The organism is Mariniflexile jejuense, from assembly GCF_042675665.1.
GTDB classification, from domain to species: domain Bacteria; phylum Bacteroidota; class Bacteroidia; order Flavobacteriales; family Flavobacteriaceae; genus Mariniflexile; species Mariniflexile jejuense.
In genome coordinates, this window is sequence record NZ_JBHTJI010000022.1 from 63,552 (window position 1) to 77,005 (window position 13,454).

Below are 13,454 nucleotides of genomic sequence, written 5' to 3' on the forward strand. Positions count from 1 at the left end.
TTACAAATTTCAATACTTATCTCACAAAGTTAACATACCTGTTTATAAATTACAATTGTTTTTCAATAAAATTTTAAAAATTTCGTTATTCCTCAAAATCAATACTATGGCTTGATTTTTGTTTTTTGTTTTATTCTTTTGCACATTCACAACTTATTAATATTTTAGCACGAACTCCTTTTATATGCGATTAATCCTATATCTTTTTTTAGTTTCCTCAATAATTACGTATTCTCAAAATAATTATCCGCAATACTATTTTGGTTCGCCACTTGAAATTCCTTTAATACTTGCTGGAAACTTTGGTGAATTACGCTCCAATCATTTTCATTCGGGTTTAGATATTAAAACGCAACAACGCGAAGGTTTAAATGTTATTGCTGCCGCCGATGGTTTTGTGAGTCGTATAAAATTGAGTCATTTTGGCTTTGGAAAAGCATTATATATTATGCATCCTAACGGCTATACAACGGTTTATGGGCATTTACAACAATTTTCACCAGAAATTGAAGCTTATATTAAAAAGCAACAATATGAGAAAGAAACTTTTGAGATTGAATTGTTTCCAAACGCTGAAACGTTGCCTGTTACAAAAGGAAGTTTAGTTGCTTATAGCGGTAATACTGGTGGTTCTGGCGGACCGCATTTGCATTACGAAATTCGTGATAAAGATGAACGACCCATGAATCCTATGCTGTTTGGATTGGATATTAAAGATTCTTCAAAACCTATTGTTAGTACCATTTATGCATTTCCTTTAGATGAAAATGCTTCAGTAAACAAATTAAATTCTAAACAAAAATTAAGACTAATTCCGCTAAAAAGTGGCGATTATACCACCGAAAGCATTGAAGCTTTTGGCAATATTGGTTTTGGTATTGAAACAACTGATAGACAAGATTTAGCTGCAAACTCAAATGGTGTGTTTAATATTCAAACATACCTTAACGGAAATCAAAATTTTGAAGTTGATTTTAGTGTGTTTTCATTTGATGAATCTGGTTGCATTAATCAATATATCGATTATGAACATTATACAACTAAAAGAGAACGCATTCAAAAATTGTTCAAAAAAAATAATCCTCTAAGTATTTTAAAACCAACTTTAAATGATGGTATTATATCCATTAATGACAGTGTTTCCTCAATTTACAAAATACGTGTGTCCGATTTTAAAAACAATGAATCATTTGTTTACATAAATATAAAAGGCAAAAAAACTTTGGTTACAAACCCTGTAAAACCTAAAATTACTCCTTATTATATAACAGCTAGCCAAAGTACCAATTTGAAATCTGGAAATGTATCGGTTGATTTTTATCCTGATACCTTTTATGAGAATTTTTATATTGATTTTGATGTAAAAAATGACACTTTAACTTTACATGAAGATATTGTACCTACTCGAAAAAATTTCACTATAAACTACGATATTAGCAGTTATAGAGATGTTGATAAAAACAAACTATACATTGCGCGTTTGGTTGGCTATAAAAAATACCCTTTGTATTCTTCTACCAAACGAAATGGCAACATACTATCTACCAGTACAAAAACACTTGGTACTTATGCCCTAGCTACCGATACTGTAAGCCCAACTATTACCGCAATTAACTTTAAAGACGGACAATGGTTAAGCAATTACAGGTTTTTAAAAATTAAAATAGACGATGCACTTTCTGGAATTTCTAACTACCGTGCTACTGTAAATGGTAAATGGATATTAATGGAATACGATTATAAAACCGACACACTTACACACGATTTTAATGATAATGCTATTAGCGAAGGTAAGAATAATTTAAAAGTAATTGTAACCGATAATGTTGGAAATAGTGCTACTTTTGAAGCAGTTTTTTACAGAAAATAAATTACAACAAAATTTGAAAACAAAATTTCTAGTTTTTACCTTATTCTTTTTCTCAGTCATTGGGTTAAGTAATTCGCAAACCGCAACTATAAAAGGTGTTATTTTAGATGAATTTAACGTTCCAATAGCCAACGTAAACATTAAAACAACAACCAAAGGCACAACTACAAACGCTAATGGTTTTTATATTTTAGAAATACCTGCAAACCAAGATGTTTTGGTTGAATTTACACATATTTCACACAAAAAAGTAATCAGCACTTTTAATTTAAAAAATGGTGAAGATTATGAATTTAACCCAGTTATGAGCACATCAATTGAACAAATTGCTGCCGTAGTAGTAACCAATAAACGCCAACGCGATGTGGAAGGCATCATAACTTTAAAACCTGAAACAATACGTAAAATACCAAGCGCCAATGCTGGTGTTGAAAATCTATTATTATCGCTTCCTGGTGTTAGTAACAATAACGAATTAAGTACACAATACGCTGTACGCGGTGGTAATTACGACGAAAATTTGGTGTATGTAAATGATATTGAAGTATATCGTCCGTTTTTAGTACGCTCTGGACAGCAAGAAGGTTTAAGTTTTGTAAATACAGATATGGTGCAAAACGTCGATTTTTCGGCAGGTGGTTTTCAAGCAAAATATGGCGATAAATTATCATCTGTTTTAGATATTACCTATAAAAACCCGTATCAATTTGAAGTTAATGCCGATTTTAGTTTACTTGGTGGAAGCCTTTCTATTGAAAACATTAGTAAAGATTCAAAATTTTCGGGCATTGTTGGTTTACGTTACCGCGATAACAGTTTATTTGTAAATGCTAAAGAAACTGAAACCAATTTTAAACCATCGTTTGCAGATGCTCAAGCATATTTCACTTATAAATTCTCTAGTAAATTTCATTTGAATTTTTTAGGAAATGCCTCTATAAACAAATACAATTACCAACCACAAACACGTCAAACCAATTTTGGAACATTAACCGATCCTATTGCGCTTTTAGTATACTATGAAGGTCAAGAAAAAGACCGTTACCAAACTTATTTTGGTGCTTTTAAAGGAACTTATTTTGCAAATAACGATTTAACTTTAAAACTAATAGCATCTAGATACCACACCACAGAAGAGGAATATTTTGATATTTTAGCACAATACAGACTTGGAGAAGTTAACACAAATATAGGTGAAGAAGGTTTAGGAGAGGTTGAGTTTAGCCGAGGTGTTGGCAGTCAACTTAACCACGGGCGAAACGATTTAGATGCTTTAATAACCAATATAGAACATAAAGGCGATTTTAATATTAATGATAACCGCATTGAATGGTCATTAAAATATACCAATGAAGATATTCGTGATAGACTTATAGAATGGGAAGTTATCGATTCAGCTGGGTTTTCTATCAGACCACCAAAAACACTACCTACAAACGAGCAACCTTACACACCTTATAGTGGACCATTAGAAGCTTTTCAAAATGTAAGAGCTACCAATTACACACAAATAAATAGAATTCAAGCCTATGCACAATGGAGTAAACGTGCTACTTTAGGCACAAGCGATGTTTGGTACAATGCTGGTGTGCGTGTACATAATTGGTCGGTTAACGATGATAATTCGGCTTCATCAAACCAAACTGTATTTAGCCCTAGAGTACAATTTGCTATAAAACCGTATTGGGAAAAAGACATGCTTTTTAGAATTGCTGCTGGTTTATACTACCAACCACCATTTTACCGAGAACTGCGTGATGCAAACGGTGTTGTTCAACCTAATGTAAAAGCGCAACAATCGTTTCATTTAGTATTAGGAAACGATTACAGCTTCAAAATGTGGGATAGACCATTTAAATTAACTTCTGAAGCGTATTATAAAAAACTAACGGATGTAAATCCGTATACCCTAGAAAATGTTCGTATTCGTTATTCAGCAAATAACAATGCTGAAGCGTATGCCTATGGTTTAGACATGCGATTAAATGGTGAATTTGTTCCAGGAACCGAGTCGTGGTTTAGTTTTGGGTATTTAAAAACTGAAGAAAACATAAATAACCAAGGTTATATAGCACGACCAACAGACCAACGTTTAAAGTTTGCAGCCCTTTTTCAAGATTATGTGCCAAATGTACCTAATATGAAAATGTATTTAAACTTAGTTTACAATACAGGATTACCAGGAGGTTCACCAAGTTATGCTAATCCATACGATTACCAAAACCGTTTACCCGATTATAAACGTGCCGATTTAGGCTTACAATTTGTTTTGGTTGATGATAAAAAACAATTTGATAGCGGTTGGAAAAAACCATTTAAAGAATTATCGTTTGGATTTGAAATTTACAACATGTTTGATGTTCAAAACTCTATAACAAACACTTGGGTTCGCGATGTTTATACAAAACGTCAATATGCTATTCCTAATTATTTAACACCGCGCGTTTTTAATATTAGAACAACTATGAAGTTTTAGTTATTCAACAAACGCTTTTAAAACACCAACCACATAATCTATCTCTTCTTTGGTATTGTAAATACTAAATGAGAAACGAATAGATGGCTTTTGCAAATCATTTTCACTTAAAATTTCAGTTAACACATGCGAGTTTTGATTGCTTCCACTTTGGCAAGCACTACCTTTAGAACATGCAATGCCTTTTAAATCTAACTGAAAAAGTAACATTGCAGCTTTTTTAGGTGGTATTGGTAAACACACATTTACTAGCGTGTATGTGCTTTTTTCTAAGTTACCAGACTTTCCGTTGAAGGTAGCATTGGGAATATTTTTCTCAATTGATGAAATAAAGTATTGCTTTAAGTTTTTTATATATTCCGTTTCTTTTTCTAGGTTTTGATAAGCACATTTTAAAGCCATTTCCATACCAACAATGTTATGCACACTTTCGGTGCCTGCTCTAAGTCCACGCTCTTGTTCTCCACCTAAAATAGATGGTTTTAAAGCAGAATTTCTTCTAATAAACGCAAAACCAACACCTTTTGGGCCATGAAACTTATGCGCTGCAGCAGCTAAAAAATCTACTTTAACATCTTGTAAATCTAAATTATAATGCCCAACCGACTGTACTGCATCTGTATGAAATAAAGCATCATTCGCTTTGCATAAATCGGCTACTTTTTTAATATTTAGTATGTTACCAATTTCATTATTAATATGCATCAAACTCACTAAGGTTTTCGCTTCACGTTTCAATAAAGTTTCTAAATGCAAATAATCAATTTTTCCATTTGGTTTCAAATCTACATAACTCACAACTAGTTTATAGTCTTTTACTAGTTGTTCTATGGTATGCAAAACTGCATGGTGTTCAATTTTTGATGTTATAATGTGTGTAACTTTCAAATCGCGAACAGCACTTTGTAATATTAAATTATCAGCTTCTGTACCACCAGACGTGAAAATTATTTCACCTGCCGATACGTTTAAATAACTTGCAACAGCTTTTCTTGTTTTTTCGATTAATGACTTAGACGATCTACCAAAACTGTGTGAAGATGAAGCATTACCATAGTTATTATTCATAACTTCAACCATAGCTGTTATCACTTCACTACGTAGTTGCGTAGTTGCTGCATTGTCAAAATAAACCTGTTGCATATTACTTTTTTAGACCCCAAAAATACTTAGAATAAAATTATTATTAATAAGCTACGTTATAATTAACAATTCGTTTATTTTTGTGAAGAAAACCCAAACCTGATGCGTAAGTTATTTTTTGTTATTCTATCCATTACCGTTTTAAGCTTTTATACTTGTAGTGATGGCGATATTATTAATGTTGAATTTGATTTTGATAACACCTTTCAAGCTTGCGGAACCGATGGTTTAGTGTTTTATAAAACAAGAAACGATCCTTCAGAATCTTTATCAATAAAAATTTCTGGGTTAACAATTGAAGATATTTTAGAAGTTGAAGATGATAATATTTATGAAGCCGATTTTCAATTAAGTGCCACAAATGTTTTTAATTACAGAACATATAGCAATACAACCTTGCCAAATAATTTGTTTTGTAATGACATACCACTTTCTGAAATAAAAATTAAAAAAGATTTGGTTAGTACTAGCGGAAAAGTACATATAAAAACTGTTTTGACAGAGGATGATAATGATGGCATTCCTGCCGCTTTAGAAGATATTAATGGAAACGGTAATTTAGAAGATGATGATACTGATAAAGACGGCATTCCTAACTATTTAGATGTAGATGATGATGGCGATAACGTGCTTACAAAAGATGAAAAACCAAACCCAAATGGCGATAACGATTTAAGTGATGCTCAAGATACCGATAAAGATGGCATTCCTGATTATTTAGATACTGATGATGATGGCGATGGTGTTTTAACACGTGATGAAGAAAACCAGTCACAAGACCAAAATCCTGCAAACGACATTAGCATACTGCTACCCGACTATTTAAACCCAGCCGTTGCAACAAGAGTACCAGCAACTGCTTTTAGAGTACACACAATTTATGAAACGTATGTTGTAACACTAACGGTTTCAAACTTTAATTTAGAAATAATTTCGTTGGATGTGTTTGATTTTGGTGTTTTAGAAAACGGAAAATTATCTAGCTCTAGAACAAAAGTAGCAACGTTTAATTAGTCGTTAACCGTATTCTGGTAAATATAAACTTCAGTAGCGCCAACACCATATTTTTGGTAATTGGCATCGTAAAATTTGATATTACTATATCTGCCAAACAAATATTCTAATTCAACTTTAAGCACGCCTTCACCAACACCATGAATAAAAACCATTTTTTGAATGCGTTTTGATATGGCATAATCTAATTGGCGTTTTGCTGTATCTAGCTGAAGTGTTAGCATATCGTGATTAGTCATTCCTATTGATGATTTAACCAATTGATGAATATGTAAATCCACTTCCATTGTAGGTACAAAACGCTCTTTTGGCTTGGTTTTAACTTGCTTTCTTTTTACTGATAATTCCTTTTCCTTTATAGCTGTATTAGGATTTGCATGCGAAAAAACGTTTTTCTTTAAACTAACTTCTGGGGTTCTTTTAACTAGCTCGTTACTTTCAAAATCAAGCAAAAACCCATCGTTTGTTTCAATTGAAATAGTATTTCCAACTATTTTTTTAATAATACCCGTCATAGCTTCATCTAAAACTAAAACGCTATCACCTACTTTAAAAATCATAATTTTTAGTTTTCGTTTTCGTCTAAATTAGCATCTTCATCTTGCCTACTTGGTATTGTTTTCGAAATTCTGTAAACGCCTATCATAAGCAACATAATACCACCTATTAAAATATACTGGTTTTGCTCTGTGCCCGTTTTAGCATAAATAGCTACAATAGCACCGAGAATTATAATTATATAATTTAAATATTTCATTGTTAAAATTTCGATTAATTAGGTATAAAAATACATTAAAATTAGAGTTAAGTCTCTTTGAAAATGATAATATTTCTAAATATTTACAATTCAAAATTAATAAAACAATTATGCATGGTATGTAGTATTTTTTTAAATTTGAAAAATTCAAAATTATAAAATGTCCTCCTTAGAAGATTACATGTTGCCTTGCTTAAACAAAAAACTTTTTGGTTTTGAGTGTATGGGTTGTGGCATGCAACGCTCGGTAAGCTTAATACTTCATGGTGATTTTATTGGTGCATTTTATATGTATCCTGCTATTTATACACTAATTCCTTTATTTGTGATTATAGGTATAAATTTTTTATTTAAATTTAAAAATTCGAATAAAATTATAAACGCACTCGCTATAGCTACTGTTTTTATAATTATAACAAGTTTTATAATCAAGAAAATCTAAAAACAAATCCATGAAAAAAAATCTTAACACGACTCTAATTTACGTATTATCAATATTTGGTTTACTATGTTGTTGCTTAGGTGGCCTTGGCGTATTTTTAGCTGGTCCAGCTTATTTTATGGCATCAAACAAAGTAAAAGATGCGCAATTAAATCCTGATGATTACGAAGGTGATATAAATGCAATGAATACTGCAAAAACAGTAGCTTTAGTAATTACTATTATATGTGCAGTAACATTACTATATAATATTTATGATTTATCAACTGGCGGTTGGGAAAAAAGACAGGAAGTTATAAAAGGCTTTATGGAAGGTTACCAAAAAGGTGTAAGCGGTCAATAATAAAAAATTATATCTAATAAAAAGGCTCACAAATTTGTGAGCCTTTTTGTTTTTAATTTTCAAACTGCTTAAGTGTTTTAATAATGATAGCAACACAGTCTAGCAATTGCTCTTCAGTCATTACCAATGGTGGCGCAAACCTAATAATGTTTCCGTGTGTTGGTTTTGCCAGTAAACCATTATCGCGTAATGCTAAACAAATATTCCAAGCGGTTTTGCTATCTTCAGTATCGTTAATTACAATAGCATTAAGCAAACCTTTTCCTCTTACTAAATTTACTATGGAGCTCGTTTCAATATACTTGTTTAACTCACTTCTAAATAGTTTTCCTAATTCATCCGCATTTTTAGCTAAATTTTCATCTTTAATTACTTGTAAAGCGGCAATAGCAACAGCTGCAGCTAACGGATTTCCACCAAAGGTACTTCCATGAGTTCCTGGAGTTAAAACATTCATAACATTATTATTTGCTAAAACAGCACTAACCGGATACACACCACCACTTAATGCTTTTCCTAATATTAAAATATCTGGTTTTACATTTTCATGGTCTACCGCCAACAGTTTACCTGTTCTGGCAATACCCGTTTGTATTTCATCTGCAATAAATAATACATTGTATTGTTTACATAAGGCATTTGCTTTTTTCAAATAACCTTCTTGTGGTACATATACGCCAGCTTCACCTTGTATGGGTTCAACTAAAAAACCTGCAATATTCGTATTGTTTTTTAATACAGTTTCAAGTGCGTTTAAATCATCAAAATCGATGTTTATAAACCCGTTTGAGTACGGACCAAAATTTTTGTTTGCTGTATCATCACTTGAAAATGATACGATTGTTGTTGTACGCCCATGAAAATTTTTGTTGCAAACAATAATTTTAGCATTATTTTCATTAACACCTTTTACTTCGTAAGCCCATTTTCTACATACTTTTATCGCAGCTTCTACAGCCTCGGCACCAGAATTCATGGGTAATAACTTATCAAAACCAAAATACTCGCACGCAAATTTTTCGTACTTTCCAAGCATATCATTATAAAATGCTCTAGAAGTTAGCGTTAAGGTTTGTGCTTGTTTAATTAATGCATTTACAATTTTTGGATGGCAATGTCCTTGGTTTACAGCAGAATATGCCGATAAAAAATCATAATACTTTTTTCCATTCACATCCCAAACAAATACACCATCGCCTTTACTCAAAACTACTGGTAATGGATGATACGTGTTTGATCCGTAATTTTTTTCTAAATCAATCGCCTGTTGCGAAGTTAATTGTTCTAAAATAGCCATTTTTTTAATTTAAAGTTAATGCTTTAAAAGACTGTTTTACGTATTAAAAAACATAAAAAAATCTAATTAAATCTCGCTTAGCGAGTAAAATAACCATTCCTTCTGTACCTTTATTTTCTCGAAGTATTCGAAAAAGCAGCGTGGGAGAGAAATCATCCCCGGATAGACATGCAAGTTAATAAATATTATTTGAAGTTTTAAAGTAGCAAGGTGGTAAAATTTAAAAGATACTGATTATCAAATGTTTGATATAATGCTTTATCAATTAACCTATTTTCAACTTTAATACTTTAAAACTTTGTAACTAAGCATTCAAAAATCGTTAATCAAAAATCGTTAATCTTTACAGGTTTCATTACTTTTGCAGCATGTCAAAAAGAACAAAAAAACAAGCCTTCACCAATATTGAAGTTTTAGATGCTGGTGCTAAAGGCAAAACTATAGCTAAAGCACCCGATGGTAAAGTTATTTTTCTGTCAAATACGGTACCTGGCGATGTGGTAGATGTACAAACATTTAAAGCTAGAAAAGCCTATTATGAAGCTAAAGCTACCACGTTTCATAAATTATCTAATAAAAGAACAACTCCAGTTTGCGAACATTTTGGTGTTTGTGGTGGTTGCAAGTGGCAAGATATGGGTTATGAACACCAATTGTTTTACAAACAAAAGGAAGTTACCAATAATTTAACCCGCATTGGACATATTGAACTACCTGAAATAACACCCATTTTAGGTTCAGCTAACCAATATTTCTATAGAAATAAAATGGAATTTTCGTTTAGTGATAGTCGTTGGTTAACGCTAGAGGAAGTACAATCGGATGCCGATTTGGGTGATAGAAACGCTTTAGGTTTCCATATTCCTGGTATGTGGGACAAAATTTTAGACATAAAAAAATGCCATTTACAAGCCGATCCTTCAAACGCTATTAGAAATGCAGTAAAGCAATTTGGACTTGATAATAAGTTTGAATTTTTCAACACCAGAAATCAAACAGGTTTTCTTCGTACTATGATGATTAGAACTTCTAGTACTGGCGATGTGATGGTAGTTATTCAATTTTTTAAAGAAGATAAAGCTAAACGTATTTTGTTATTAGATTTTCTTGCTGAAACCTTTCCTCAGATAACCTCGTTACAATACATCATCAACGGAAAAGCAAACGATACTATTTACGACCAAGACGTTATTTGCTATAAAGGTGAAGACCACATTTTTGAAGAAATGGAAGGTTTGAAATTCAAAATAAATGCGAAATCGTTTTACCAAACAAACTCAAATCAAGCATTTGAATTGTATAAAATAACAAGAGATTTTGCAGGTTTAAAAGGCGACGAATTGGTATACGATTTATATACAGGAACAGGAACCATTGCACAGTTTGTTGCAAAACAAGCTAAAAAAGTAATTGGTGTTGAAGCTGTACCAGATGCCATTACTGCTGCTAAAGAAAATGCACAATTAAATAACATAAACAACGTTGAATTCTTTGTAGGCGATATGAAACATGTTTTTAATAGTGAATTTATAACCGCACATGGGCAACCAGACGTTATTATTACCGATCCGCCTCGTGATGGTATGCATAAAGATGTGGTACAACAAATACTAAATATTGCTCCTAAAAAAATAGTTTATGTAAGCTGTAATAGTGCTACACAAGCTAGAGATTTAGAGTTAATGGATGCGATGTACAAAGTAACAAAAACCCAAGCTGTTGATATGTTTCCGCAAACATTTCATGTGGAAAATGTAGTGCTTTTGGAAAAACGATAAGTTGTTAGTCGTAGAGCTGGTTAGCTGTTTTTAAATCCTAACAACTTAACAACAAACAATAAAGAAATTAATGAAAAAAATAAGTTTCCTTTTAATACTAATAACCTGTGTAGGCATTGGCATTACGTTAAGTTGCGAACCAGACGATATTTGCTCTGCAAGTACCTCAACAACGCCTAATTTAATAATTGAAGCCTACGATGTTAACAATCCTGAAAACATAAAGGCAATTACCAAATTAGTAATTGGTGGTGTTGGAAATGATTTTATACTTACAAATGGTATTATATCGGCATCAAAAATTGAACTGCCTTTAAAAACCGATGCTAATACAACGCAATATATACTTATTAAAGATGCTTTTATAAATACCAACGGTACGCCTGATGATACCAGCGACGATTTTTATGATGGTAATAAAGATACCATTACAATAAATTACACCCGAGAAGAAGTTTATGTATCGCGCGCTTGTGGCTACAAAACCATATTTAAAAACGTAACATTTGTTATTGAACCTGATGGCAATAACTGGATAAAATCAAGACAACCTTTAAACGATAACCAATCTGTAGAAGATGAAACAGAAACACATTTTAACATATATCATTAGTAGCCTAACGTGTATGCTTTTGTTTTCTGTGTCTATAAACGCTCAAAACGATAGTATTTCAAAAACAGCTAAAGATTCTATCAAAATTAAAGAAAAATACGGACTTCGTGTTGGTGGCGATATTGGCAAACTAATACGCTCTTTTGTTGATGATGATTATACAGGCTTTGAAGTTTCGGCAGATTTTCGTCTAAAAAAGCGTTTATATATAGCTGGTGAAATAGGCATTGAAGAAAAACAAACCACAACCGATTATTTAAATGTAACAACCAACGGAAGCTATTTAAAAGCAGGTATTGACTATAACATGTATCAAAATTGGTTAGATATGGATAACATGATTTATGCAGGTTTTCGTGTTGGTGCCAGTACATTTAGTCATAACTTAAATAGCTATACCATATACAATACAAACCAATATTGGTCGCCACAATTTAGTTCAACCGATTTAAAAGAATACAACGGTTTAACCGCTTTTTGGGGAGAAATTATACTTGGCATCAAAGCAGAATTATTAACAAACCTATATCTTGGTTTAAACGTACAACTTAAAGTGTTGGCTAGTGAAACCGAACCCAATAATTTTGAAAACCTCTACATTCCTGGGTTTAATAAAACCTACGATAGTAGCGGTATTGGTACTGGTTTTAGTTATAGTTTAGCATACCGAATTCCGCTTTATAAGAAGGATAAATAGTTCTTTTTTAAAAATTATATATTTGTATAAATTTTCAATTTTACGTAATGCCTAAAAACACATACAAAATAGCCGTAATTCAATTAAACTTGAATAATACGCCAGAAAACAATTTAAAAAAATGCATTCAATGGGTTAAAGATGCTGCTAAACAGGGTGCAGAAGTTATATCGTTACCCGAATTATATAGCAGTCATTATTTCTGCCAAAGTGAAGATGTTGAAAATTTTTCGCTTGCAGAACCTTTATATAGCACATCTTTTATTGCTTTTAGTGAACTAGCCAAAGAACTTGGTGTTGTTATTATTGTACCGTTTTTTGAAAAGCGTATGGCTGGTGTGTACCACAATAGTGCTTACATTATTGATACCGATGGTACAGAAGCTGGTTTGTATAGAAAAATGCACATTCCAGACGATCCGCATTTTTACGAAAAATTCTATTTCACACCTGGTGATATTGGCTTTAAGGCCTTCCCTACTAAAAAAGGAACTATTGGTACCTTAATTTGTTGGGATCAATGGTATCCTGAAGCTGCCAGATTAACAGCATTACAAGGTGCCGATGTATTATTTTACCCAACTGCTATTGGTTGGCATCCACAAGAAAAAGCGCAATATGGCGAAAACCAACAAGGTGCTTGGATGAACGTTATGCGTGGTCATGCCGTAGCCAACGGTATTTATGTGGCAGCAGCAAACCGCATTGGTTTAGAAAAATATTTACCAGAAACCAACGGTATCGAATTTTGGGGTTCATCATTTATTGCTGGTCCACAGGGTGAAATTTTAGCACAAGCATCGGTTGATAAAGAAGAAATTTTAATAGCCGAAGTCGATTTAAGTTTACAAGAAAATGTGCGTCAAAACTGGCCGTTTTTACGTGATAGACGTATCGAAAACTACGGCGATATTACCAAACGTGTTATCGATAAATAGTCGTTTTATAATAGCTGAAGCATTAATTTACACACAATACATGGTCAGGTAGAGCGCAGTCAAGACCTAATTTTCAAGTTATTAAG

General features: G+C 32.3%; 13 protein-coding genes. 9 read left to right on the forward strand and 4 right to left on the reverse strand.

The genetic code is table 11. The features are described from left to right. Positions 1-184: 184 nt before the first annotated feature. On the forward strand, positions 185-1,870 hold the full coding sequence (locus ACFQ1R_RS11970) for a M23 family metallopeptidase (RefSeq protein ID WP_379926463.1): 1,686 nt from the start codon (positions 185-187) through the stop codon (positions 1,868-1,870). Further along, positions 1,824-4,346 (forward strand): TonB-dependent receptor, encoded by a 2,523-nt coding sequence (locus ACFQ1R_RS11975; protein ID WP_379926464.1) that lies wholly within the window; start codon positions 1,824-1,826, stop codon positions 4,344-4,346. Before ACFQ1R_RS11970 ends, ACFQ1R_RS11975 begins: the two co-directional genes overlap by 47 nt. On the opposite strand, the gene ACFQ1R_RS11980 is transcribed toward ACFQ1R_RS11975, so the two are convergent. After that, complete coding sequence (locus tag ACFQ1R_RS11980; RefSeq protein WP_379926465.1) at positions 4,347-5,489, reverse strand: cysteine desulfurase family protein; 1,143 nt, start codon at positions 5,487-5,489, stop codon at positions 4,347-4,349. Between the two features lie 102 nt (positions 5,490-5,591). On the opposite strand from ACFQ1R_RS11980, the gene ACFQ1R_RS11985 reads away from it, so the two are divergent. Continuing rightward, positions 5,592-6,503, forward strand: a complete 912-nt coding sequence (locus ACFQ1R_RS11985; protein WP_379926466.1) for a hypothetical protein — start codon at positions 5,592-5,594, stop codon at positions 6,501-6,503. On the opposite strand, the gene ACFQ1R_RS11990 is transcribed toward ACFQ1R_RS11985, so the two are convergent. Continuing rightward, positions 6,500-7,063, reverse strand: a complete 564-nt coding sequence (locus ACFQ1R_RS11990; protein WP_379926467.1) for a Smr/MutS family protein — start codon at positions 7,061-7,063, stop codon at positions 6,500-6,502. The two genes, ACFQ1R_RS11985 and ACFQ1R_RS11990, sit on opposite strands and share 4 nt — an antisense overlap. Positions 7,064-7,068: 5 nt before the next feature. After that, positions 7,069-7,260: an LPXTG cell wall anchor domain-containing protein gene (locus tag ACFQ1R_RS11995; RefSeq protein WP_379926468.1), complete on the reverse strand. Its 192-nt coding sequence runs from the start codon at positions 7,258-7,260 to the stop codon at positions 7,069-7,071. Between the two features lie 160 nt (positions 7,261-7,420). On the opposite strand from ACFQ1R_RS11995, the gene ACFQ1R_RS12000 reads away from it, so the two are divergent. Further along, positions 7,421-7,702 carry a DUF2752 domain-containing protein gene (locus ACFQ1R_RS12000; RefSeq protein WP_379926469.1) on the forward strand — a complete coding sequence of 94 codons (282 nt, stop codon included), beginning with the start codon at positions 7,421-7,423 and terminating at the stop codon, positions 7,700-7,702. Between the two features lie 10 nt (positions 7,703-7,712). After that, positions 7,713-8,045: a CCC motif membrane protein gene (locus ACFQ1R_RS12005; RefSeq protein ID WP_379926470.1), complete on the forward strand. Its 333-nt coding sequence runs from the start codon at positions 7,713-7,715 to the stop codon at positions 8,043-8,045. 52 nt (positions 8,046-8,097) lie between these two features. Here the strand turns inward: ACFQ1R_RS12005 and rocD are convergent, their stop codons facing one another. Then, positions 8,098-9,342 carry an ornithine--oxo-acid transaminase gene (rocD, locus tag ACFQ1R_RS12010; RefSeq protein ID WP_379926471.1) on the reverse strand — a complete coding sequence of 415 codons (1,245 nt, stop codon included), beginning with the start codon at positions 9,340-9,342 and terminating at the stop codon, positions 8,098-8,100. Positions 9,343-9,710: 368 nt separating this feature from the next. Between rocD and rlmD the strand changes: the two genes are divergently transcribed. From rlmD to ACFQ1R_RS12030, 4 genes are all read left to right on the forward strand, one after another. Continuing rightward, a complete protein-coding gene (rlmD, locus tag ACFQ1R_RS12015) occupies positions 9,711-11,120 on the forward strand; it encodes a 23S rRNA (uracil(1939)-C(5))-methyltransferase RlmD (protein WP_379926472.1) in 1,410 nt (469 codons plus the stop codon). A gap of 70 nt (positions 11,121-11,190) precedes the next feature. Then, positions 11,191-11,733, forward strand: a complete 543-nt coding sequence (locus tag ACFQ1R_RS12020) for a DUF6452 family protein (protein WP_379926473.1) — start codon at positions 11,191-11,193, stop codon at positions 11,731-11,733. Beyond that, positions 11,699-12,430 (forward strand): DUF6048 family protein, encoded by a 732-nt coding sequence (locus tag ACFQ1R_RS12025; RefSeq protein WP_379926474.1) that lies wholly within the window; start codon positions 11,699-11,701, stop codon positions 12,428-12,430. The genes ACFQ1R_RS12020 and ACFQ1R_RS12025 overlap by 35 nt, the downstream gene beginning before the upstream one ends. Positions 12,431-12,477: 47 nt before the next feature. Continuing rightward, on the forward strand, positions 12,478-13,368 hold the full coding sequence (locus ACFQ1R_RS12030) for a carbon-nitrogen hydrolase (protein ID WP_379926476.1): 891 nt from the start codon (positions 12,478-12,480) through the stop codon (positions 13,366-13,368). Positions 13,369-13,454: the final 86 nt, after the last annotated feature.

Excerpts from the sequence above, each read along its gene's own strand:
- ACFQ1R_RS11980 (WP_379926465.1), bottom strand. The coding sequence starts at position 5,489 with ATGCAACAGGTTTATTTTGACAATGCAGCAACTACGCAACTACGTAGT.
- rlmD (WP_379926472.1), top strand. The coding sequence starts at position 9,711 with ATGTCAAAAAGAACAAAAAAACAAGCCTTCACCAATATTGAAGTTTTA.
- ACFQ1R_RS11995 (WP_379926468.1), bottom strand. The coding sequence starts at position 7,260 with ATGAAATATTTAAATTATATAATTATAATTCTCGGTGCTATTGTAGCT.
- ACFQ1R_RS12030 (WP_379926476.1), top strand. The coding sequence starts at position 12,478 with ATGCCTAAAAACACATACAAAATAGCCGTAATTCAATTAAACTTGAAT.
- ACFQ1R_RS11990 (WP_379926467.1), bottom strand. The coding sequence starts at position 7,063 with ATGATTTTTAAAGTAGGTGATAGCGTTTTAGTTTTAGATGAAGCTATG.
- rocD (WP_379926471.1), bottom strand. The coding sequence starts at position 9,342 with ATGGCTATTTTAGAACAATTAACTTCGCAACAGGCGATTGATTTAGAA.
- ACFQ1R_RS12000 (WP_379926469.1), top strand. The coding sequence starts at position 7,421 with ATGTCCTCCTTAGAAGATTACATGTTGCCTTGCTTAAACAAAAAACTT.
- ACFQ1R_RS11970 (WP_379926463.1), top strand. The coding sequence starts at position 185 with ATGCGATTAATCCTATATCTTTTTTTAGTTTCCTCAATAATTACGTAT.
- ACFQ1R_RS11985 (WP_379926466.1), top strand. The coding sequence starts at position 5,592 with ATGCGTAAGTTATTTTTTGTTATTCTATCCATTACCGTTTTAAGCTTT.
- ACFQ1R_RS11975 (WP_379926464.1), top strand. The coding sequence starts at position 1,824 with ATGTTGGAAATAGTGCTACTTTTGAAGCAGTTTTTTACAGAAAATAAA.
- ACFQ1R_RS12025 (WP_379926474.1), top strand. The coding sequence starts at position 11,699 with ATGAAACAGAAACACATTTTAACATATATCATTAGTAGCCTAACGTGT.
- ACFQ1R_RS12020 (WP_379926473.1), top strand. The coding sequence starts at position 11,191 with ATGAAAAAAATAAGTTTCCTTTTAATACTAATAACCTGTGTAGGCATT.
- ACFQ1R_RS12005 (WP_379926470.1), top strand. The coding sequence starts at position 7,713 with ATGAAAAAAAATCTTAACACGACTCTAATTTACGTATTATCAATATTT.